Here is a 22,692-nt window from a genome sequence, read left to right as displayed (position 1 = left end):
TTCTTACCACCTCATCGTCGACGGGACCGTGACGTCGACGTCACGGAAGTTGCGATACAGTACCAGGATGATGCCGAGGCCGACGGCCACTTCCGCGGCCGCCAGCGCCATCGTAAACAGCGCGAACACCTGTCCCGTGAGGTTGCCGTGATAGAACGAGAACGCGATCAGATTGACGTTCGCCGCGTTGAGCATCAACTCGACGGACATCAAGAAAAGCAACGCGTTCCGCCGCGTGAGCACGCCGAACAGCCCGATACAGAACAGGGCCATCGACAGCAGGACGTAGTGCTCGATCCCGACGCTCACGCGCTCTCACCTCCGTCAGTGGAGCGGGCGTCGCCATCGGCGGGTTCGCCCGTCGTGTCGTCTGTCGACGGCTCCGAGTCAGACCGAAAGCGCTCGCCACCGTCGGTCGCCGCTCCGAGATTCCCGCCACGGCTGGTTCCCGCCTGCGTCGAACCCGGTTCCGCGTCTGCCGTGGCACTCGAGAGCGCCGCGACCGTCTGGCCCTCGTCTTCGCGTTTGGCGAGGACGAGCGCGGCGTCGAGTGCGGCGTCCAGTACGATCGCGATCAAGAGGAACGAGACGAGGAACGGTTCGGTGTTCGTCATCGGCCCCTCGGTCGGCTGCAAGGCTTCGAGATCGAACAGCGCGTAGCCGATTTCGGCGGTGATCGATGAGACGCCGGAAAACCCTTGCAGCGATCCGGAAAACGTCGTGTTGAACACGACTGCGGCCATCAGGCCGAACAGGGCCACTGCGAGCAGACCGGGGACGAGGGTCTTGCCGAGTCGTAGCTTCGGACGCGTCGTCACGACTGGCTCACCTCCGTCTCGTCGATATCGGATGTCTCGTCCTGAGTCAACATCACGGCGAACGTGATGAGGATGAGCACGCCACCCACGTAGACGAGGATCTGCATCATCGCGACGAACTCCGCCGCGAGCATGATGTAGTACACTGCAACGCTCAACAGCGAAATACCGAGTGCGAGCGCCGAGTGCCAGGGGTCCTCGAAGAGGACGACCCCCAGTGCGCTCGAGAGCGTAATGGCCGCGAACAACGCGAAGGCGATCGTTTCCATCATTGGTAATCGACCTCCCCTTCGCCCTCGCCGATCCACGCGCCCCGATCGGGTTCTCGGGACTCGAGCGGGTCGATGTCCTTGTACCACGGGACCGCCTTGAGCTGTTCTTTGTTGTAGACGAGGTCGTTTTTCGTATCGCCTGTGAACTCGAAGTTCTGGGTGAGCAAAATCGCGTCGACGGGACAGACCTCCTCGCAGAGTCGACAGTAGATACACTGGCCGATGTGGAGGTTGTACTGTTCGCCGTTTCGCTTGTCGTCCATCACGATCTGAATCGTATCGTTTGGACAGACGTTCTCACACTGGCGACACCAGATACAGCGTTCCTGACTGAACTTGTGGACGCCGCGAAACCGCGGCGAGACATCCGGCGCAGTTTCGGGATACTCCACGGTGAACGTAGAGCCATCCAGCGCGTGTTTCATCGTCGTTGCCATCGATTTGAGTATCCCAATCATGCTATCAGCCCCACGATAATCGCGGTGAGCAACAGGTTCGCGAACGAAAGGACCAGCAGGCCCTTCCAGCCGATTTCGATCAACTGGTCGATCCGGACCCGCGGCACCGCAGAGCGGAGCCACTGGGTCATCATGAAGACGCCCCAGATCTTGAGCAGGAACCAGACGATTCCTAAGAACGCGGGTCCGGGTCCGGCCGGTCCGCCGAGGAAGATCGTCGCGATGATCGCACCGCCGAGGAAGATGTGTAAGAACTCCCCGAGGTAGATCAGGACGAAGTAGACCGAGGAGTACTCCGTCTGATAGCCGGCGACGATCTCGGTCGGTGCCTCCGGCGTGTCGAAGGGGTTGCGCCCGACCTCCGCGAAGTTCGCGATGAGGAACAACACGAACGCGAAGGGATTGACGAGCGCGTACCACTGGGGAATTGAGACGACCCCGAGATCGATCAGCGCCTGCGACTGTGCCTCGACGATCGTGCTCATCTGTAGCGATCCTGCGAAGAGCACGACCGACATCCCCGTGACGACCAGCGGAATCTCGTAGGCGATGTTCTGTGCGACCGCGCGAAGCCCGCCCAGTAGCGAGTACTTGTTCGACGATGCGTAGCCCGCCATCACCAGTCCGAGACTCGCGATGCCCGAAACGGCGAAGACGTACGCCAGCCCGACCTCGGGATCCGCGAGTTGAATCCCGGTTCCCATCGGGATCACGGCGAACCCGAGCATCGCCGAGGAGGCGACCACGATCGGTGCGACGTCGTAGGCCGGTCGGTCGACATTTTCGGGAATGATGTTCTCCTTCGAGAGCAATCGAACCGCGTCGGCAACGATGATGCCGACGCCGGCCGGGCCGATCTGGTTGACCGCGATCCGGTCAGTGAAGGCGGCGGTGATCTTCCGTTTCGCCCACGGCCCGGCGAGGCCGGTCATCGCGAGCATCAAGTTGCCGACGATGAAGGCCGCGAGAAACGCGGCGATCAGCTCGCCCGCCACACCGAACTCGCCGAGTCCGGTGAGGTCACCGATCCGCTCGGGGAGCATTGGCTCGCCCACTTGTAATACCATTTCGGGCGCGCCCCGGCTCATCGATCCACCTCGCCGAGGACGATATCCAGGCTGCCCAGGGAGGCGACCAGGTCAGGGATGTACTCTCCCTGTACCATCTGCTCTAAGACCGAGAGGTTGTGGTAACACGGGCTCCGAATCTTGAAGCGGCCGGGCTTGTCCGTCCCGTCCGATCGGATGTAGATTCCGAGTTCGCCCTTCGCGCCTTCGACGGCGCGGTACACTTCGGTATCGGGATCAGGTTTCAGCGTCCGCGGCACGTTGGCCTGAACCTCCCGTTCGTCTTCTGGCCACTCCTCGATCAAGTCGAGACACTGTTCGATGATCTTCGCTGATTCCTCGACTTCCCGCATCCGGACGAGGACCCGGCTGTAGTTGTCACAGCCGTCCTCGGTGACGACGTCCCACTCGAGATTTTCGTAGTAGCCGTAGGGGTCGTCGCGACGGAGGTCGTAGTCGATCCCCGAACCGCGTGCAACGGGGCCCGTACAGCCGTACTCTTTGGCGACTTCGGGCTCGAGAATCCCGGTGTCAACACAGCGGATCTGGAAGATCTCGTTGGTCGTGAGCAGGTCGTTGTACTCGTCGACCTTCGCCGGGAGTTCGTCGAGGAAGTCCCGCGTCTGTGCGATGAACTCCTCGCGAGGTTCGGGCAGATCCCAGGCGACGCCGCCGAGTCTGAAGTAGTTGAACATCAGCCGCTGACCGGTCAGGTCCTCGAGAATGTCCTGGATGACCTCGCGGTCGCGGAAGGCGTACTGAAAGACGGCCGTAAAGTCGCCGTAGACATCCAGCGCGAAGGTCCCGAGCGCCAGCATGTGCGAGGCGATTCGACAGAGTTCCGCACCCATCGTCCGGATGACCTGCGCGTACTCTGGAACTTCGATATCCGCGAGATCCTCGGCCACTCGAGCGTACGCCCACTCGTTTAGCAGGCCGGAGGAAACGTAGTCCCAGCGGTCCGGGTAGGGCATGATCTGGTGGCGGTAGGTCCCTTGCTGGCACATCTGCTCCTCACAGCGGTGCAGATAGCCGATGTCGGGATCGACGTCGAGGACTGTCTCGCCATCTAGCACCGTCTTGATGTGCAAGACGCCGTGGGTCGCCGGGTGGTGTGGCCCCACGTTGAGGAACATCGTGTCTGACTCAGAGTCGATGTGGTCCGGCTGAATCGGGTTCTCGTACTCCGAGAGGGTGACGACCTGCGGTTTCGTCTGATCATAGTCGAGACTCAGCGGGTGGCCCTGCCAGGTCTCCGGCAGGAGGATCCGACGCGGGTCCGGGTGGCCCTCGTAATCGATGCCGACCAGGTCGAACGCCTCGCGTTCGTGCCAGTCTGCGGTCCGAAAGACCGGTTCCGCGGACTGGCTCGTCGGTTCGTCGAGGGTCGTCGGGACGACGACGCTGACCTCCTGGGTCGGGTCGACGTACTTTTTCATGTGGTAGATCGACTCGTACCGGTCCTCGTACTGCTGTGCGGTGAGACAGGAGAGGTGGTCGAACCCGGCTTCATCGCGCAGATCCGCGAGGACGTCCTGGACGTCGTCGGGGTTGATGACGAATCCCGGCGCGTTCAGGTGATCGTCGCGTGCGATCGCGCGATCGCCGATCAGCGCCTCGAGTTCGTCCTCGGTGGTTTCTGCGGTTCGTGGCGGTTCGATGTCCGTGCTCATGGTGAATCAGCCCAGTTGTATCGCATGACGAGGTCGTCCTCATCGATCTCACTGGCCAGTTTCTGGACGAGTTCGTCCTGTGGTAGGTCGCCGAACTGCTCGAGTTCGTACGGTTTGACGACGACGGGGGACGATTCGCTGTTTTTGATCCGTTCCTGGAGTTTTAGAACTCCGTACACGAGCGCTTCCGGCCGCGGCGGACAACCCGGCACGTGGATGTCGACGGGAATGATCTCCTCGGCACCCTTCACGACGTTGTAGCCCTCCTGGAAGGGGCCGCCGGAGATCGTACACGATCCCATGCCGACGACGAACTTCGGTTCGGGCATCTGATCGTAGACGCGTTTCATCCGCGGGCCGAACTTCGAGACGATCGTTCCGGGGACGATCATCACGTCGGCCTGTCGCGGCGACGCCCGGGGAACGCCCGCACCGAAGCGATCGATGTCGTGTTTGATCGCGTACGTGGACATCATTTCGATGCTACAGCACGCGATTCCGAACTGCAGCATGAACATCGAGTTCCCGCGGACCCAGTTCATGAACTGGTCGAACTTCGTGAGGATAAACGGCGACGCGCCGAAGGCCTCCCGAAGCTTCGAGTTGAATCGGTTATCGAGCCCCTCGCCGATCCGTGCGTCTCGGGTGTCGGTCGAGGGTGCGGTACTGTCGTGTATCTGTTGGCGTGGTTCGTTGCTCATGGTCGATCAGCCTCAGTTTCGACCTGGTACGGGCTTCGTGCCCACTGTACTGCACCGCTGCGCCACGCCCAGGCGAGTCCGACGAGGAGGATTGCGACGAACACCAGCATCGGACCGAGTATCTCGAGAAGCGACACGGCATCCGATTCGACGGCATCCAGATAGACGACCGCCCACGGGAACAGGAGGACGGTTTCGATGTCGAAGACGAGAAAGAGAAGTGCGACCATGTAATACTGGATGTTAAACCGAATGCGTGTCCCACCGGTCGGGACCTCGCCACTCTCGTAGGTGGCGCGTTTGCTCGTTTCGGGAACGCTTGGCCGAATGAGATACGACACCGCCATCATCGCGAGCGGAATCAGTAATCCCACGAGCGCTAGCATCCCCACAGCGATCCATTCATTCATCTCCGTAACGTTCGCAGGTTCAAACCGCACGCATATAAGGGTTGATTCTTGCGCTTTCCGGTTGATTTGCACGGAGACGGCCGTACGGATGGGTTTCAGCGACGAACAATCGTCCACAAATAGCTCCTGACCGAGACCCAATGGTAATGAGTCGTTGGCCGCCCGACTCGGCTCGACCGGATCTTTACTGAGTAGTGGACCGATACGCCGCGACACCGTCGTCGTGGAGGGCTCGAGACACCGTTCCAACCTCCGATTGGAGCGACTCGTGGTAGGCGACGAGTCGGTCTCGGATGTCCTCGTGTTGCCGTGCGAGGATCTGGGCGGCCGATAAGGCGGCGTTGAACGACTTTCCCGCGTCAACCGCGACGAGCGGCGCACCCGTCGGCATCCCGATCACGCTGTCGACGGACTTCTCCTGAACCGGCACGCCGATGACGGGGAGCGGGTACGCGATCGACGCCGTCATGTTCGGGAGGTCGGCCGACTTCCCGCCCGCGCCCGCGATGATAACTTCGATCCCGCGTGCCTCCGCCGTCTCCGCGTAGGCCGCCATCAGATCCGGCGTTCGATGCGCGGAGGTCACGTACGTCTCGAAGGTGAACCGCTCCTCCGGAGCGCTCTCGTAGTCGGTCTGTTCGGCGAAATCGAGTTCTTCGACCAGGGCGTCGTACGCGCCGGGGCGGCGACCGCCGGTCATCATCACCTCGAGATCCGAATCGCTCCCCATGACGACGCCGATGTCCGGAGTCTCTTCGGCCGGGCGGTCCTGTGTCGCTTCCTCTCGAAGCCGGTCGATGAGGGCTGTCACGGATTTTGCCATTACCGAGGCTACCGCGTTCGAGGTAGTTAGTCCGTCCGAAACGTCACCGCATCTCGCAGGGATCGAGCGGTCTCGAGGTGGGACTCGAGGAGGTCGTCGTCCGTTCTTTCGCGCGCAGAATCGTCGCCCCCGGTCGTCGACCGGTCCGTCGTCGACGACTCGAAGTCGATGGCGTCGCCCGAACTGACCGTCACGTGGCCCATCTTCCGGAGCGGTCGGGCCTGCGCTTTCCCGTACCAGTGGAGATGAGCCGCCGGCGTCTCGAGGATTCGGTCGACATCGTGCAGGGTCGCCTCCTGGTTCTCGTCGACATCGCCGAGCAGGTTCGTCGAGACTGTCGGAGAGCGAAGGGCCGTCGAACCGAGCGGCCAGCCCAACACGGCGCGAACGTGTTGCTCGAACTGCGAGCTCTGTGCGCCCTCGATCGACCAGTGCCCGGAGTTGTGCGGGCGGGGCGCGATTTCGTTGAGCAATAGGTCGCCGCCGCGGGTCTCGAACAGTTCGATCCCGTAGACGCCGCGGCCGTCCATCACCTCGAGTACGTTCGTCGCGAGTTCCGTCGCTCGCGCTCGGACTTCGGGGTCCGAACGGGCGGGAACCAGCGTCTCGCGGAGGATCTCCTCCTCGTGGACGTTCTCGCCGACGGGGAACGTCGCCGTCTCGCCGTCGCCCTTGACGGCGATGACCGACACCTCGCGGGTGAAGTTCACGAACGACTCGACCATCGCCGGTCCGGCGACCGACTCGAGGGCCGTCTCCGCATCAGCTTTCGAGTCGACGGGGACGTTGCCACGCCCGTCGTACCCGCCGGTTCGGGCCTTGAGCATCACCGGCGCGCCGTAGTCGTCGATGGCTGCCCGAACGTCGGCCGCGTCCTCGACGGCGCGAAACGGCGGGACCGGGATCCCGGCGTCGGCGAGTTCGCGCTTCTGGACGAGCTTATCGTGGATCGTCTCGAGCGTCGACGGTTTCGGGTGAACCGGCGTTCCGGTATCCTCGCTCACGCGCTCTAAGACGTCCTGATCGGCGAGTTCGATCTCGAAGGTCAGTACGTCGGCCCCGTCTGCGAGTTCGGCAATCGCTGCTTCGTCGTCGAAGTCGGCGACGATCTGGTCTCGAGCGAGCGATGCCGCGGGACAATCCGGCGTCGGATCGAGTACGATCACGTCGACGCCGAGCGGGCCGGCCGCCTCGGCGAGCATCCGTCCGAGTTGGCCGCCGCCGACGACCCCGAGCGTCGGTCCTGGCGACTGTAACGTCGTCATCGAGCGGCGGTTGTCCGCGACTCCGCTTAAGGATTGGCAATCGGCCAGGGTCAATCGACGCCCGGTCAGTAGACACGGATCGACCTCGGTTCGAACCGCCTCGAAGTCGCGCGAGAACGGTACCTCTTTTACCCGCCCTCACTACCGCTGGCGTATGACCGCGCTCGGAGTGGTGGTCGCGGAGTTCAACCGCCCGATCACCGAGCAGATGGAACGAGAGGCGCTGGAAGCCGCACGCGCGGCGGGCGCGACGGTCGACCGAACCGTTCAGGTCCCCGGCGTGTACGACGCGCCGCTGGCGGCCGACCGGCTCGCCCGCCGTGAGGCGATCGACGCCGTGGTCGTCGTCGGCGCGGTGATCACCGGCGATACCGATCATGATCAGGTGATCACCGACGCGACGGCCCAGCAACTCTCCGACGTCAGCCTCGAGCGCGACACGCCCGTTACACTCGGCGTAACGGGTCCCGGTATGTCCGCCGCAGAAGCGCGCGAACGGGTCGAGAACGCCGCGAAAGCAGTCGACAGCGCGCTCGACCTCGTCGAGGAACTTCCCGATTCGGACCCGAACACCGACGGTCCCGATCGGAACACCGATTCAGACGTAGACACCGATTCAAACGGAGATCACCAATGACCCTGGAATTCACCGACCGCGTAACCCGAGTCGAACCGTCAGCAACGCTCGCGATTTCCGCGCTCGCGACCGAACTCGAGGCCGAAGGCAAAGACGTCGTCGACCTCTCCGTCGGCGAACCCGACTTCCCGACGCCAGAGAACGTCATCGAGGCCGGACAGGACGCGATGGACGCCGGCCACACCGGCTACACGACCTCCGCGGGCATCCTCGAGCTCCGAGAGGCGATCGCCGACAAACTGGCCGACGACGGCCTCGATCACGGGCCCGAGAACGTCATCGTCACCCCCGGCGCGAAGCAGGCGCTGTACGAGATCGTGCAGGCACTGATCGAGGATGGAGACGAAGTCGCACTGCTCGACCCCGCCTGGGTCTCCTACGAGGCGATGGTCAAGATGGCCGGCGGCGACCTCACTCGGGTCGACCTCTCCGCACACGACTTCCAACTCGAACCGGCGCTCGAGGACCTCGGCGATGCCGTCTCGGACGACACCGAACTGCTGATCGTCAACTCGCCGTCAAACCCGACCGGCGCGGTCTACTCCGACGCGGCGCTCGAGGGCGTCCGCGATCTGGCCGTCGAACACGACATCACCGTCATCTCCGACGAGATCTACAAGGAGATCACCTACGGCGTCGAGCGACGAGCCTGGGCACCCTCGAGGGGATGGCCGACCGGACGATCACCGTCAACGGCTTCTCGAAGGCCTACTCGATGACCGGCTGGCGACTGGGTTACTTCGCCGGTCCCGAGGAACTGGTCGATCAGGCGGGCAAACTCCACAGCCACTCGGTCTCCTCGGCCGTCAACTTCGTCCAGCACGCGGGTCTCGAGGCGCTCGCGAACACCGACGAGGCGGTCGTCGAGATGACCGAGGCGTTCGAGCACCGCCGAGACCTCGTCGTGGAACTGCTCGAGGACGAAGGCGTCGACGTGGCGGTTCCCGAAGGCGCGTTTTATATGATGCTCCCGGTCGACGAAGACGATCAGGCGTGGTGTGAGGGCGCGATCGAAGACGCCCACGTCGCGACGGTTCCCGGCAGCGCGTTCGGCACGCCGGGTTACGCCCGTATCTCCTACGCCGCGAGCGAGGAACGGCTTCGCGAAGGGATCGGCCGGTTGGTCGAGGAAGGCTACCTGTAACGGCGAACGAGGGTATTCGACCGGCACAGTGTTCGAAAGTACACGCATGTCACGGATAGGCCTCTCCTGACCGGTGAGAACCGATGTCCGGGAGCCGGTCATAATCGTTATTAAGACATGCTCGAGCAGTGAGGACCGCTCGAGGACATCCGTCAGGTCCGGAGTGATGTGCCACGAAGTCTGTCCAGCGGGTGTTTCGATCCAGATCACTGGCCAGCCTTCGTGTAGATACCAGCCTGCGGAACCCGGCCACCCGATTGCGGCCAGCCTCGCGAAGCCGATCACGAGCAGATTGCGATCGTGATAGACTTCGTCGATACGCTTCTCGTCGGGTGGAGGGTCTTCAGAACCCATACTCGATAGGACTCGAGAAAGGAGATAGCAATCAGGAATATCATAGTCTCGTACTGGTGAGACTAATGTTTAAACAGATTCAGTGCCTGTTAGGAATGTAGACATGCCGATCCATCAGTTGGTTCAAGTTGGTAGAACGTCGGGCGGTGTTGTGCTCCCGAAGAGCGAACTTCGGGCGCTTGGATTGGTCGGTGAAGAGGGCCGCGTGAAAGACCAGCCTGTACGGGTAACGCGGACGAATGAAGGGACATGGGAAGTATCTGTGATCGATCCAGATAATTATCCAAGATAGAGGAGCAAAACATAATGATGCAGGGACATTAGCGTGGACAATACACTAATTATTGCCAGATTCTAATCTCTTCCGCATTGTTGGTTCGACCCGTCGTACGAATCTCTCAACCGGAGTTCGCGCACAGCCAAACCCGTCGGAAGCGAGAAAACAAGAGCCGATTGGAACGAGTTCTTTATCTCGTCGGGTGGCTTTCAAGACCCGGATAGGAGACACGTGCGACCCGGCCATGGCTTTCGAGGAACCGGGCAACTGCCATCGCGTTCCGCTCGTGGTGTTCCATCCGTGCGGGCAGCGTCTTGATGCCTCGAGAAACGAGGTAGCAGTCGAACGGCGACAGCATATTCCCGAGCCCGACCCGCTGTGCGAACGCCAATTGCTCGAAAACCGCGCTATCGTCGGTGACAACGGCGCCGCCGATCGAGTCGGAGTGTCCGTTGAGATACTTGGTGGTGCTGTGAACGACGAGGTCAGCACCCAGTTCGAGCGGGGCCTGGTAGTACGGACTCGCAAAGGTGCTGTCGACGCCGAACAGAATATCGTGATCATCGGCGATGTCGGCTATCGCTTGGATATCGCACACCCTGATCAAGGGGTTCGACGGTGTTTCTGCCCAGATCAAGTCGGTGTCCGCGCTGACCGCATCGGCGACGTTATCGGGGTCACGCGCGTCGACGAAGTCGATGACAACGCCGAGATGTCCAGCCACGTGTTCCGTGAGCAGTTTTTCAGTTCCGCTATAGATGGAGTCCGAGGAGACGACGTGGCCTCCCGGAGGGACCAGCGACAGCATCGTCGTCGCTGTGGCGGCCATTCCGGAGGCGAACGCCAATCCGTGCTCGCCGCCTTCGAGGCGGGCTAACTGCTCCTCGAGGGCTGCCCGCGTCGGGTTGCTCTCGCGCGAATAGTCGTGTTCATTGGCGTCCTGTCCGCTGGTCCACTCGAACGTACTCGAGAGGTGGATCGGCGGGATGACATCGTTCGTTCCACCTCTGTGAGGATGGGTTTCGGCTGCGCCGACTGCGATGGTTGCGAATCGATTCCCGTCGGATTGGTTGTTGTGTCGTGTCATCGAATACTCTCCACGGGACCCGCCCGGGCCCGATTTAGCGGGGTGCTCACAGGAACGTTTTCAGTCGCGAGGGATAGGCGTGAAGTTCCCGGCGAGGGTGGCCAGAAACCCAAATCCGCCTCGGACGTGGGTCAGCGAGTCGTTGGTTGCTACCCGTTGTATGCTCCGAGGGAAGCGTCTTGCTCGCGTGAACGAGTGAATAGTCCTACAGTATTAGCCGGGTACGATCGAAACCCGTTCACGCGCGGGCTGAGGCCAAACTCGAACCGGACGCCACGTAAGTCGCCCCCAGTTCCTCCCGACCGGTGATTAGCTCAGTAGACGATCAGTGCCAGATAGAGTTGCCCGAACCCAGCGGCGATCATCATTCCGCCCGCCAGCCGTTTCAAGTGACCCGAATAGGCGGCGAACCGACTCGCACTCGCCACGAGGCCCATCCCGGTCGCGACCGTCACCGCGACCATCAAGGTGACGACGGTGCCGACGTAGGTTATCAGGACGAGAGCCGCCGTCTCCGTCGGTAGCGACACCGACCGAGCAACGACTGCGAGAAAGACGGGGGCGACGCACCCGGCTCCCGCAAGCGCGTACCCCGCGCCGAAAACCCCGAACCCGACGGCGCTCGAGCGCCGTTCCGGCAGTGGAACCGACAGCGAGGGCGCGCGACCAACCAGAACGAGTACACCGAAGACCACTAACAGCCCGCCGACGAGTGACTCGAAGATCGTCAGCCGCGAGATTATCGATTGACCCAGCCAGAACGTCCCACCGATGAGGACAGCGAACGTGCCCAAGACACCGATACCCGCGACGACGCCTCGAACGGTCGCCCCGACGATCGACGCGTTCTCCCCGTCAGTCCGGCTGGCGTAAAATCCGACGTATCCGGGCAACAGGGGATACGCACAGGGGCTGAAGAAGGTCGCAAGGCCAGCGGTGAGCGCGAAAGCGACCGTCGACAGCAGTGAGGCGTCGATCATCTCTCCGCCTCGAGCGCCAGTTCGATTCCCGCCACGAGTTCGTCGGCGGTCTTGACGCCCGCATCCGACCACTGAACCCGCCCGGACGAATCGATCGCGACGGCGGACGGATACCCCCCGGAGAGATACTGCGCTGTCAGTTCCGCGGTCGGGTCGAGTCCGAGGAGCCAGTTTCCGTCGTGTTTCGTCCACCAATCGACGAGTTCTTCTTCGGTGACGGACGAGCCGATCGCCTCGTTCGTGACCGATATGAACAGCACATCGTCACCGAGGCGCTCGTTGACCGCAGCGAGCGCGGGCATCTGCTCAATACACGGCGGACACCACGTTCCGAAGAAATCGATGAACGTCGCTCGATCGGTCGCCGGAACGCGAACTTCACCGGCCTGGCTGCCCGGTGCGTCGACCGTCTCGATCGTCATCGGGTCAGCAGTCGTCGCTTCGCCGCCGTCCGAGTCTTCCGAGCCGTCGATTCCGTCGAACGACGGTAGGCCACGAACTGCCAATACCCCGGCTCCGCCGACGATACCCAGACTTCCCACACCGGTAAGCACGTCTCGTCGTCGCATCTATCCGTTCACCACCGTTTCAAGGTCGTCCACTACCTCCGATGGCGGAACGGTCGCGCCGTCCGGATAGACACGTTCGACGAGTCCCCGCTCGTTAACGAGAAAAATATAGGCAAAGTGAGGGAACATGTAGTCGAGATTCTCGTACTCGTCGGCATCCCGCTTCTCGAGCGGTAATCCAAACTGTTCGGTCACGATCTCCTCGCCGTCGTCGTATCGTTCCGGCCGGAGGAAGTGCCAGTTCTCGGCGTCGTCATCGATTCCCTGTTCGTCAGCGTACGTTTCCAACACGCTCTCGGTGTCCCGTTCGGGATCGAACGTCATCGCGAGGAAAGCGATCGAATCGCCGTAGCCCCGTTCGGCCGCTGCTTCCTGTGCCCGTCGTAACCGCAGTAGCAACGCCGGACAAACGCCGTCGGGACACGACGTGTAAAAGAACGTCAGCAGAATGGATCGATCACCTTCGAACTGATCGGTCGAAACGGTCTGGTCGGAAAGCGGATCGGGAACCGAAACCGATGGAACGTCGTCACCGTAACTCGGGTGTGACGCCTCGCTCAGGTCCTGCTCTGGCGGTCCGAGAACCACTCCGTCGGGTCGTTTTCGATCGCTATTTTCACTGGTTCCCGCACGAGCGCCGTCACTGTCCGGAAGCGAGTCGAGACACCCCGCAGCGGCGGCGATGCTCGAGACACCGATCGATTGGAGATACCGACGCCGATTCATAGGTTGACGTTGCGGTGGATGTCGTAAATTCAAACCGGCGATTCGCTGGGTCAGCGAAACCGCAAGCGACAATCGTCGCTCGAGAGTGGCGAACGAGCAACGGTTGGGATTACTTCGTCAGCGACAGCAGAATAAGCACCATACCGCTCGAGACGATAACTGCCTGAACGAGGGCAGCAGATGCAATTGTCGTCCCGAATACGTGGTAGATGAGTCCCTCGCAGATCGCACCGGCACCGATGAAGACGAACCCGCCGGAAACGTATAGCATCGGCGTTTGATCGTTTCTCCGATAGCCGTGATACGCCAGATACGCGACGAACAGGCTGAGAACGAGTGTGAACAGTTTGGCGAGTAGAAACGACGGTTCCATCACTCGTCACCCCGGATACCGCTCCACAGCGACGTGAAGTTGTCGGCAAGTTCGTCTCTCGTTTCGATCGCCAGCGATAGTTCTCCGTCGGCGATTTCCATGTGGAGTTCCTCGAGCGCCGTTTCGAACTCGCTACGGTGTGATCCATCCGAGTCGACCGTTCGTCGTTCCTCGATGAGGCCGTGGTCTTGTAGTTTCGAGACCCGGCGATAGACGGTCGCGAGCGAGGCGTCACACTCCTTGCTGAGCGCCTTCGCGGTCATCGGTCCATCTCGATCAGCCGTGAGGAGGATCTCCCGCGCGTACTCGTCTGCGAGGATCTGGAATATCTCCGCCGAATTCGAGGGACCTCCGTGTTGCACACGATAAATCCCGTCTTTGAACGCCAAATAGGCCACGATTTGCTGGTTCAGCAAAACACCAATATCGTCTTATATGCGGTTTCGAGGCTCAGATCGCGGCCACCGGAGTTGTACCGAAACGATCCCTAGAGGAATACGACCGCGTCGGGGTGTACAATACGACCGCGTTGGGGTGTACAATACGACCGCGTTGGGGTGTACAATACGACCGCGTCAGGGTGTACAATACGACCGCGTCAGGGTGTACAGCGCTGACACGACCGTTTGTGGCGAGAATAGATGAGTCCGATCAACACCGAAACGGAAAGCACTCCGAGCACCGGTCGGAGCGGATCGAAGTACGTCATGAGCGCCGACGAACTGAACAGCGCGAGCAGGGCGACGTTACAGACCGGACAGCCGACCGCGAGGAATCCGCCGACGAGACCGCCGAAAACCCAGCGGTCTTCGTTCGCTAACTCGTCGGGTTCTCCCCCGGCGGTCTCCTCGAGATCGGATTCCGGTCCCGGAGTCACGACCCGCTGTGCGGTGTAGACGCCCGCCAGTGCCGCGGTCAGAATCAGAAACAGGTAGTCGGTCGGCGTCCGCGGGACCATTCGCACGTACAGCGGGTTCGGAATAAGTCCGGTGACGAGACCGAATAGCGCGAATACGCCGACTCCAGCGGCTACACCCCATCCCATCGCTCGTCGGTCCGATCGGATCGATCGGAGCAAGCTACCGGCTATCATTTCGACGCCCCCGTTCCGATTGTACGCCGGTCGAGACGATTCACCCAGTTGAGAGAAAACAACAATACCACAACTCCGGTGCCACGAACCACGGTATCGTCGGACGAGAGTAACGCGACACTCGCGTAAACGAAGCCCATCGCAACCCGCGGCGTTTCGAACGGAGACGAGATCGCTGCGCCAAGTTCGACCGGATAGCCTCGAGTCGGATAGCTTTTCTCGGTCATCTAACTGAACCGAGGGACGACTCTCTGAAGTCACCACCTCCGATTTGCTGACTCAGCGAATCGACGAGTCCGTTGCTCGACCGTAGCGACTCTGAAAGGGGCCTTCGTGCCGATGATACATCGCGACCGATACCGAACTCGTTTCAGGGAGGGGTGACGCCGCGTCGTCAGCGGTGTACCGATCGTCGACCGGCGGGCCGTCATCGCCAGATCGGCTTGCCTTCCGGTGGACGATACAGAGTTGGGAACGGCACCGAGTTGAGGAACAGCACCGAGTTGGGACACGATACCGAGTCGAGCATCGTTCGCGTCCGGTTCGACGCCGTCGATGAGCGAGTGGACATTCTCGAGAATCGTCCGAACGAGCCCCCTACCGCGAGAGTGCGAACCGCGCTGTCCGGAGGGACTCGCTGTTGTCGTCTTCCCAGTGTCTTCGCCGTTCGGTGACGGACAAACATAACTCATAAGCCGTTCTGTTGCTAACCGAGAGTTGCGAGCGAAGTCCCGTGGTGTAGTGGCCAATCATCTGAGCCTTTGGAGCTCAGGACGGCAGTTCGAATCTGCCCGGGACTATCAACTCGGAAGTTCGAATCCCCGAGTCGGATCGTCCGTTTGACGCGTTACTCGCTGTACCGATCCGTTTGCGTCGTTACAGTATACACGCGACTCGCCACACAGAGCCGTTTTCAAGAGATAGTTCGCGAGGACACCCGCTCGAGGCCCGTCTCCCAGATACCCTGCGTAGCGACGGCGGAACCGACGGGTAGGCAGTTCCACAACCTTCTTATAAAGAACCTGACTGGACTGAATTATGAATGGTTCTGCGTTGCGGCGGCGGGAGGTCCTCGCGACAGTATCGGGCAGTTACGTCGCTCTCGCAGGGTGTACAAGCCGATCTGGCTACGGCACTGCGTACGGTCGGAGGTACGGAGCGGAGTAACCGTGGCGGATCAGACACCTCGTCTCGGACTGGGCACGTTCGAGCAGGGCGACGACTGGGACCACACCGATACGGTCGAAGCGGTCGATCGACGGACGATCGTCCACGGTCCGATCGTCGAGCGCCCCGCGGAAGGCGAGTACGACGACGAACTCTACCATGCGACCGACCAACGGATCACCTGGCGCTGGGACGCCTCGAGCGGCGACTGGATCCACTTCGGCGGCCGCGGGAGCGCCGACCAGCCGGTCCCGGGAACGAGTCACTTCGAGACGGTCGACGCGGTCCACGGGCGCACCGCGGAGACCCCCGTCTGGAACGTCGAGGCCCACGGCATCGAGGGCAACGGGACGACCGAGGTCGGACAAGCGGTCCACGAACTCTTCAAGGCGGTCGCCAAGGCCGGCGGCGGGATCGTCTACTTCCCGCCCGGCAGATACCTCCTCGAGCGGACGCCGCTGGTGGGCGACGACACGATCGTCGTGGGCGCCGGTCGCTCGACGGCCCTCGAGGGAGTACGACCCGACGGGGAGGAAGGGAGAGCGCTCATCTCCAATCGGGGATACGACGCGGGCGGGTACGACGGCGCGTCGAACTGGGGAATCTGCAACGTTCGGATCGACACCCCGGAGACGACCGGAATCATGCCCGCACACGCGAAAAACGTCCGACTGGAGAACATCTACGGTGATTACACCTACAACCACCACATCGACGTCGTCTCGTCGAAAAACGTCGTCGTCGACGGCTACTGGGCGACTCGAGGCGGGGAGAGCGGTTCGGACGCGCCGGTGCAGTTCGACGCGCAGTACTCGGGGGCGTCCTGGAACGGCGTGTGGGACGGCAGCGAGTACAGTCTCGCCGAAGACGACGACACGCCGACGAGGAACTGCACCCTCACGAACTTCGCGATCGAACCGGAAAACAGCCCCGAGTACGGCGTCCAGCTCCACCACGGGACCAACGAGTCGATCACGATCGCGGACGGCTACATCACCGGCTGTCAGTATACGGCGATCAGAGCAGACTCCGGCGAGGTCGTTTCGGACCTGAAAATCGACGGCGTGTCGTGTATCGACAACGCGAGAGGGATCACGCTGGGCCAACTCGAGAGCGGCCGACGTGCGCTGACGATCAGTAACACGACGATCAAAACCGACGACGGCGATCGAGCCGCCGGATCGGGGCTGTACGCCGCCGGGTTCGACGGCGCTGCGATCTCGAACGTCACCGTCGACGGACCGTTTACGAACGCGATCATCTTCGACGACATGGACGACCTGAAGATGAGCACCGTGACCGCGACGGGGGCGGACCATCAGGCGTTTCGGTTCCGAGAGAACGTCGACGCGACGCTTACGGCCGCTCGAGCGGCGGACTGCGGGACCGTCGGCATCTACGTCGGCCCCGACAGCAGCGTGGCCTACGGCGGCATCGCGTTCGACGACGTCGGGACGCGGGTCGATGTCGAGGGGGAGACCCAAGCGTGGTACTCGTCTTGAGACGTTCGAGCGATTGCATTGGTTCGGCAAACACGTCCTCGGATACTGTCGGAAATTGTTATTCTTCGTCCGATTGGGGTTCGAGTTCCCGTTTGCGAAGGGTTGGGATGTGATATCAGGCCAAGGGTTATTCGTGCGCCCCTCCTGTCCTAGGATATGTACGCTCCCGAACTCATACCGTTCATTACCGTTCGATCCGTTCCGCTCCAACTCGAGGACGTTTCGGGGGTCGCCCTCGCCGGCGGACTCGTCCTCATGCTGGCGATCGTCACCGTCTGGCAGATGGTCGAAATCGTCGACGCCTACGACAGAGGTGCGCTGACGGTCTTCGGCGAGTACCGAAAGCTCCTCGAGCCGGGTCTGAACATCGTTCCGCCGTTCGTCTCTCGAGTGTATTCGTTCGATATGCGGACCCAGACGCTCGACGTGCCGACCCAGGAGGCGATCACGCGGGACAACTCGCCGGTGACCGCCGACGCCGTCGTCTATATCCGCGTGATGGACGCAAAGCGCGCGTTCCTCGAGGTCGACGACTACAAGCGAGCCGTCTCGAACCTCGCCCAGACCACCCTCCGTGCCGTTTTGGGCGACATGGAACTCGACGATACCCTCAGTCGGCGAGAGCGCATCAACGAGCGGATTCGGACCGAACTCGACGAGCCGACCGACGAGTGGGGGATTCGCGTCGAGAGCGTCGAAGTCCGCGAGGTGACGCCGTCTCGAGAGGTCCAGGGTGCGATGGAACAGCAGACCTCCGCCGAGCGCAAACGCCGCGCCATGATCCTCGAGGCCCAGGGTGAACGTCGCAGCGCCGTCGAGAAAGCGGAAGGTGACAAACAGAGCCAAATCATCCGCGCGCAGGGTGAAAAACAGAGTCAGATCCTCGAGGCCCAGGGTGACTCGATTTCGACGGTCCTTCGCGCCCGGTCGGCTGAATCGATGGGCGAGCGAGCGGTTATCGACAAGGGGATGGACACTCTGACCGAGATCGGCCAGAGCGACTCCACGACGTTCGTGTTGCCCCAGGAACTCACCTCGATGGTGGGTCGGTACGGCAAACACCTCACCGGCAGCGACGTCGAGTCCGACGGCACCGAACTCGACAGCCTCGAGTTCGACGAAGAGACCCGCGAACTGATCGGCCTCGACGACATCGCCGAGATCATCGGCGAGATCGACGAGCAAGCCGAGATGGACGTCGAAGCGATGGAACAGCAAGCCCGGGCGATCAAGGAAGGGAAGGGCTCGGTGGGGGGACCGAACGCCGAACCCGAAACGGCCGGTGCCGATAGCGATACGGACGATTAGCCGCTCACGAGGGGGACTACCGCCGGTCGTGGAGAGGACCTCAACCGCTCGCGAGGAGGACCTTCGCCGATCGCGTAGCGGACCGCCGCCGCGACCGATCTCACTGATGATTTTTCTTCGCTCGGAACGTAGTTCCGGGCGATTCGTATGATCTCTCGCGTTCTCGTTCCGATCGACGATTCCGAAATGGCGACCTATGCCCTCGAGTACGCTCTCGAGGCGTATCCCGACGCTGAGATTACCGCGTTGCACGTGGTCGGCGTTCCCTCGGCGATGTGGGGCGAGGCGTCCGGCATCGCCCTCTCGGACGACATAGAGGAGGCGGCGAAAGACCACGCGAAGGTCGTCCTCGAGGACGCGCGCGAAACCGCGGCGACGTACGACGCGGAACTCGCGACCGACATCGAACTCGGCCATCCGGTTCGGGCGATCCTCGAGCGAGCCGACGACTTCGATACGGTCATCATCGGCGCGCACAGCGGGACGCTCTCGGAACGGCTGTTCGTCGGGAACGTCGCCGAGAAGATCGTCCGACGGTCGCCCGTTCCGGTGACGGTGGTTCGGTGACTCGGGTCGGTGCCTGCCGTTCGGAGATGCAGTTGCGAAGTTCCGAGACGCGGTGGCGAACAATGATATAGCCGGCACGCCCACGTGGAGACACGGACCCTTCGATAATGACCAGCCACTACGATCACGCGCAGGTACAGGAGTTTTGGCAGTATATCTGGGAGCGCGACGACGTGTACGAGCTTTCTCCGGATGCCGTCGATCCGACCTACGTGCTCGGCATGTTTCCGTACACGTCCGGGACGCTTCACATGGGCCACGTCCGCAACTACGCGATTACGGACGCCTACGCCCGCTACCGGCGGATGAACGGTGACGACGTGCTCCACCCGATGGGGTGGGACGCCTTCGGACTGCCGGCAGAAAACGCCGCCCACGAACGCGCGAGCGACCCGGAATCGTGGACGCAGGCCTGTATTCGACGGATGCGCGAGGAACTCGAGACCATGGGCTTTGGCTACGACTGGTCTCGGGAGATAACGACCTGCGAACCCGAGTACTACCGGTGGAACCAGTGGCTGTTCAAGCGACTGTACGAGGAGGGCCTCGTCGAGTACGAGGCGGCCTCGGTCAACTGGTGTCCCGATTGCGAGACGGTACTCGCCGACGCACAGGTCGAGGTGCGGTCTCACGAGACGAGCGACGAAGTCGACGGAGCCGGCGACCGCGAGAACCGAGACGCACAGACCAGGGTCTGCTGGCGGTGTGAAACCCCAGTCGGTCGCCGCGAACTCGATCAGTGGTTCTTTACGATCACTGACTACGCGGAGGAGTTACACGACGGACTCGACGAACTCGAGGGCTGGCCAGACGGCGTCAGGCAGATCCAGCGTAACTGGATCGGGAGACAAGAGGGCCACCGCATTTCGTTCGAGGTGACGGCTCCCGACGATGACGCGGCTACCGACTTCGAGTCCGTCGACGTGTTCAGCACGCGCCCGGAGACCGTCTACGGCGCGACGTATCTCGCGCTCTCGCCGGGTCACGAACTCGCTCGAGCGGTCGCCGACACCGACGAAACGGTCGCGGCCTACGTCGCCGATGTCCGCGAGCGAGAGCCCGAGTCGGTCGGCTACGACGGCGTTCGAACGGATCTGACCGCGGTGCACCCGCTCACGGGAGCGGAGCTCCCGGTCTACGTCGCCGGATACGTCCTGAAAGACGTGGGAACGGGAGCCGTCATGGGCGTGCCGGCGCACAACGAACGGGATCACGAGTTCGCTCGAGCACACGACCTTCCGATCGAGCGCGTCGTCGTCCCGGACGGCGAGTCGGTCGACGCCGAATCCGAACCCCATCTCGGCGACGGACTCCTCACGGGCAGCGGCGAGTACGACGGGCTGTCGTCGTCGACTGCCGCCGAACGGATTCCGGCCGAGCACGAGGCGTTCGAGGCGGACGTGACCTACCGGCTCCGGGACTGGCTGATCTCCCGCCAGCGCTACTGGGGAACGCCGATTCCGGTCGTCCACTGTGAAGACTGCGGCCACGTGCTGGTTCCCGACGAGGAGCTGCCGGTCGAACTGCCCGAGTTCGTCCGGACGACGGGGAACCCACTCGAGGCACAGGAGTCGTTCGTCGAGACGACGTGTCCTGATTGTGGCGGCCCCGCCCGGCGTGAGACGGATACGATGGACACATTCGTCGACTCCTCGTGGTACTTCCTGCGCTTTCTCTCGCCCGATATCGACGACGCGCCGTTCGACGCCGAACTGGCCGACGAGTGGATGCCGATCGACGTCTACGTCGGCGGCGACGAACACGCCATACTGCACCTGCTGTACATCCGATTTTTCACGCGCGCGCTCGCCGATCTGGGGCTGCTCGAGATCCGCGAACCGGTCGAGCGGCTCATTAGCCAGGGAACAGTGCTCTACGACGGCGAGAAGATGTCCGCCTCGAAGGGCAACACCGTCGCACCCCAGGAGTACGGCGCGGAGACGACGCGGCTGTTCGTCCTCGCCGCGGCCCACCCAGAGCAGGACTTCGAGTGGACGGCGAACGACGTTCGCGGGGTCTACGACCTCCAGCAATCGCTGTACGGGATGGCGACGGCGTTCATCGACGAGACCGACACGCGACTCGAGCGACGCGAGCACGACGAGTACGTCGACCGGGAAATCGACCGAACGATCGCGACGGTGACCGACGAGTACGAGCGGTTTCGTTTCCACCGGGCGGTCTCGGAGATCCAGGGATTGGCTCGACTGTTGCGGCGGTATCGCGGCTACGAGCGGCCACAGGAGGAGGTCTACCGGCGGGGGCTGTTGACCCTCGCGGCGTTGATCGCGCCCATGGCCCCCCACCTCGCGGAGGAACTCTGGAACAAACTTCGCGGCGACGGACTCGTCGTCGAAGCCGACTGGCCCGACCCCGACCGCGACACCGACGACGCGCACGTGGAGCGCCGACTCGTCGAGACGACGCTCGAGGACGTTCGAGACATCGTTGACGTGGCCGAGATAGAGGCGGCCGAACGGATCGAACTCGTCGTCGCGGAGGACTGGAAGTACCGCCTCGCCGATCGTCTCGCGGCGGCCGAACCAGCGGACACCTCGGAGCTAGTCGACCGCTTTGCGACCGACGACGCCGTCGACGCCGGCCGGACGGCTATCGACGCGTTCGTCGACGATCGGAACCAGCGCCACGGCGAGCTCGATCCGCTGACCGACGCGGACCGCGAACGCGAGGTACTCGAGCGCTCGCGGTGGTTGCTCGAGGACGAGTTCGACGCGGCCGTGACAGTCCGGCAGGCGACGGAAGCGAGCGAACTCGCGGCGAAGGCGAAGCCGGGCAAACCGGCGATCGATATTCGATGAATTCACGACCGCCATAGCGGGAACTGGAGTCGTTGACGACTGCTTCATATCAATCTGTAGTTGAGTTTGTCGGATCGTGGGATTCGATACCGATAGCGGAACGCTATTTTGGCGTTCGTTCGGTGTCTCTCCCGGTAAACAGATCAAATCTCGAGAATATGTTCGATAGAAGGACAGTTTTATCTCATCGGATAGTAACTATCTGACAGGATGGCAAACGGCGGAGATACGGCCGACACCTCGATTCGGACGGCAACGAGTCAGGCAGTCGTGGAAGCGGTCGCGACTGCGGAAGGGATTCCGCCAGCGGAGTTGTGTCCGCCGGAGTACGAGCCGTTACACGACGTGATCGATCCGGAAGCGCTCGACGCACTCTTTGCACCTCGGAGCCACGGCGGACCCCGACCCGGTGGGACTGTGACGTTTACGTACTGTGGATACGACGTCACGGTCGAAACCGACGGAACCGTTCGGCTCGAGTAACCCGTAATTCTCTGTGGGCTGTTTGCGCCGATCGGTCGATCGATCCGTTTCGACCGAACCCGACGAAAGAGTCCTCGAGGTCGAGTCTCGTCTGGAAAAGCAAGACAAATACGCGATCT

General features: G+C 62.3%; 22 protein-coding genes, 1 tRNA gene and 3 pseudogenes. 8 read left to right on the top strand and 18 right to left on the bottom strand.

Annotated features, from left to right (window positions below; translation table 11 throughout):
• Positions 1–3: 3 nt before the first annotated feature.
• From nuoK to EL22_RS02355, 10 genes are all read right to left on the bottom strand, one after another.
• Positions 4–309 (bottom strand): NADH-quinone oxidoreductase subunit NuoK, encoded by a 306-nt coding sequence (nuoK, locus tag EL22_RS02400; RefSeq protein ID WP_049952188.1) that lies wholly within the window; start codon positions 307–309, stop codon positions 4–6.
• On the bottom strand, positions 306–818 hold the full coding sequence (locus tag EL22_RS02395; protein WP_050049991.1) for a hypothetical protein: 513 nt from the start codon (positions 816–818) through the stop codon (positions 306–308). The genes nuoK and EL22_RS02395 overlap by 4 nt, the downstream gene beginning before the upstream one ends.
• Complete coding sequence (locus EL22_RS02390; RefSeq protein WP_050049990.1) at positions 815–1,090, bottom strand: NADH-quinone oxidoreductase subunit J; 276 nt, start codon at positions 1,088–1,090, stop codon at positions 815–817. The genes EL22_RS02395 and EL22_RS02390 overlap by 4 nt, the downstream gene beginning before the upstream one ends.
• Positions 1,087–1,548, bottom strand: coding sequence for an NADH-quinone oxidoreductase subunit I (locus EL22_RS02385; RefSeq protein ID WP_049952191.1), 462 nt, complete (start codon positions 1,546–1,548; stop codon positions 1,087–1,089). Before EL22_RS02385 ends, EL22_RS02390 begins: the two co-directional genes overlap by 4 nt.
• Positions 1,545–2,636 carry a complex I subunit 1 family protein gene (locus tag EL22_RS02380; protein ID WP_050049989.1) on the bottom strand — a complete coding sequence of 364 codons (1,092 nt, stop codon included), beginning with the start codon at positions 2,634–2,636 and terminating at the stop codon, positions 1,545–1,547. Before EL22_RS02380 ends, EL22_RS02385 begins: the two co-directional genes overlap by 4 nt.
• Complete coding sequence (locus tag EL22_RS02375) at positions 2,633–4,288, bottom strand: NADH-quinone oxidoreductase subunit D (RefSeq protein ID WP_050049988.1); 1,656 nt, start codon at positions 4,286–4,288, stop codon at positions 2,633–2,635. Before EL22_RS02375 ends, EL22_RS02380 begins: the two co-directional genes overlap by 4 nt.
• Complete coding sequence (locus tag EL22_RS02370; RefSeq protein ID WP_050049987.1) at positions 4,285–4,989, bottom strand: NADH-quinone oxidoreductase subunit B; 705 nt, start codon at positions 4,987–4,989, stop codon at positions 4,285–4,287. The genes EL22_RS02375 and EL22_RS02370 overlap by 4 nt, the downstream gene beginning before the upstream one ends.
• Positions 4,986–5,399, bottom strand: a complete 414-nt coding sequence (locus tag EL22_RS02365; RefSeq protein ID WP_050049986.1) for an NADH-quinone oxidoreductase subunit A — start codon at positions 5,397–5,399, stop codon at positions 4,986–4,988. The genes EL22_RS02370 and EL22_RS02365 overlap by 4 nt, the downstream gene beginning before the upstream one ends.
• A 184-nt stretch (positions 5,400–5,583) precedes the next feature.
• Positions 5,584–6,222, bottom strand: a complete 639-nt coding sequence (locus tag EL22_RS02360) for an AIR carboxylase family protein (protein ID WP_050049985.1) — start codon at positions 6,220–6,222, stop codon at positions 5,584–5,586.
• Positions 6,223–6,248: 26 nt separating this feature from the next.
• Entirely contained in the window at positions 6,249–7,487 is a 1,239-nt protein-coding gene (locus tag EL22_RS02355; protein ID WP_050049984.1) for a 5-(carboxyamino)imidazole ribonucleotide synthase, read from the bottom strand.
• A gap of 154 nt (positions 7,488–7,641) precedes the next feature.
• On the opposite strand from EL22_RS02355, the gene ribH reads away from it, so the two are divergent.
• Both ribH and EL22_RS02345 read left to right on the top strand, forming a co-directional pair.
• On the top strand, positions 7,642–8,124 hold the full coding sequence (ribH, locus tag EL22_RS02350) for a 6,7-dimethyl-8-ribityllumazine synthase (RefSeq protein WP_050049983.1): 483 nt from the start codon (positions 7,642–7,644) through the stop codon (positions 8,122–8,124).
• Positions 8,121–9,268, top strand: a pseudogene (locus tag EL22_RS02345) (pyridoxal phosphate-dependent aminotransferase). Before ribH ends, EL22_RS02345 begins: the two are co-directional and overlap by 4 nt.
• 126 nt (positions 9,269–9,394) lie before the next feature.
• On the opposite strand, the pseudogene EL22_RS18375 reads toward EL22_RS02345, so the two are convergent.
• From EL22_RS18375 to EL22_RS02310, 8 genes and pseudogenes are all read right to left on the bottom strand, one after another.
• Positions 9,395–9,622: pseudogene (locus tag EL22_RS18375) on the bottom strand (hypothetical protein); the annotation flags it as partial.
• Positions 9,623–10,098: 476 nt separating this feature from the next.
• Positions 10,099–10,986: pseudogene (locus tag EL22_RS02340) on the bottom strand (trans-sulfuration enzyme family protein); the annotation flags it as partial.
• 314 nt (positions 10,987–11,300) lie between these two features.
• Positions 11,301–11,966 (bottom strand): cytochrome c biogenesis protein CcdA, encoded by a 666-nt coding sequence (locus EL22_RS02335; protein WP_050049982.1) that lies wholly within the window; start codon positions 11,964–11,966, stop codon positions 11,301–11,303.
• Entirely contained in the window at positions 11,963–12,535 is a 573-nt protein-coding gene (locus EL22_RS02330) for a TlpA disulfide reductase family protein (protein WP_050049981.1), read from the bottom strand. Before EL22_RS02330 ends, EL22_RS02335 begins: the two co-directional genes overlap by 4 nt.
• Positions 12,536–13,261 (bottom strand): SCO family protein, encoded by a 726-nt coding sequence (locus EL22_RS02325; RefSeq protein WP_050049980.1) that lies wholly within the window; start codon positions 13,259–13,261, stop codon positions 12,536–12,538.
• Positions 13,262–13,370: 109 nt separating this feature from the next.
• Complete coding sequence (locus EL22_RS02320) at positions 13,371–13,634, bottom strand: hypothetical protein (RefSeq protein WP_050049979.1); 264 nt, start codon at positions 13,632–13,634, stop codon at positions 13,371–13,373.
• On the bottom strand, positions 13,634–13,996 hold the full coding sequence (locus tag EL22_RS02315) for a helix-turn-helix domain-containing protein (protein WP_050049978.1): 363 nt from the start codon (positions 13,994–13,996) through the stop codon (positions 13,634–13,636). Before EL22_RS02315 ends, EL22_RS02320 begins: the two co-directional genes overlap by 1 nt.
• A 236-nt stretch (positions 13,997–14,232) precedes the next feature.
• Entirely contained in the window at positions 14,233–14,727 is a 495-nt protein-coding gene (locus tag EL22_RS02310; RefSeq protein WP_050049977.1) for a hypothetical protein, read from the bottom strand.
• A 727-nt stretch (positions 14,728–15,454) separates the two neighbouring features.
• Between EL22_RS02310 and EL22_RS02300 the strand changes: the two genes are divergently transcribed.
• The 6 genes from EL22_RS02300 to EL22_RS02275 all read left to right on the top strand — a co-directional run bounded on the left by EL22_RS02300 (position 15,455) and on the right by EL22_RS02275 (position 22,573).
• Positions 15,455–15,527, top strand: a tRNA-Gln gene (locus EL22_RS02300).
• A gap of 369 nt (positions 15,528–15,896) precedes the next feature.
• Positions 15,897–17,396, top strand: a complete 1,500-nt coding sequence (locus EL22_RS02295) for a glycosyl hydrolase family 28-related protein (RefSeq protein WP_050049975.1) — start codon at positions 15,897–15,899, stop codon at positions 17,394–17,396.
• Between the two features lie 156 nt (positions 17,397–17,552).
• The gene (locus EL22_RS02290) at positions 17,553–18,704 is read left to right on the top strand and encodes an SPFH domain-containing protein (protein WP_050049974.1); all 1,152 of its coding nucleotides are present in this window, start codon (positions 17,553–17,555) and stop codon (positions 18,702–18,704) included.
• Positions 18,705–18,851: 147 nt separating this feature from the next.
• Positions 18,852–19,271, top strand: coding sequence for a universal stress protein (locus EL22_RS02285; protein ID WP_050049973.1), 420 nt, complete (start codon positions 18,852–18,854; stop codon positions 19,269–19,271).
• A gap of 107 nt (positions 19,272–19,378) precedes the next feature.
• The gene (leuS, locus tag EL22_RS02280) at positions 19,379–22,090 is read left to right on the top strand and encodes a leucine--tRNA ligase (RefSeq protein WP_050049972.1); all 2,712 of its coding nucleotides are present in this window, start codon (positions 19,379–19,381) and stop codon (positions 22,088–22,090) included.
• Between the two features lie 210 nt (positions 22,091–22,300).
• The gene (locus EL22_RS02275; RefSeq protein WP_050049971.1) at positions 22,301–22,573 is read left to right on the top strand and encodes a HalOD1 output domain-containing protein; all 273 of its coding nucleotides are present in this window, start codon (positions 22,301–22,303) and stop codon (positions 22,571–22,573) included.
• Positions 22,574–22,692: the final 119 nt, after the last annotated feature.

Source organism: Halostagnicola sp. A56, assembly GCF_000691505.1.
In the GTDB taxonomy this organism is placed as follows: Archaea; Halobacteriota; Halobacteria; order Halobacteriales; family Natrialbaceae; genus Halostagnicola.
Note: the sequence above shows the minus strand (reverse complement) of the source record. Positions and strands in the feature narration are given on the sequence as shown.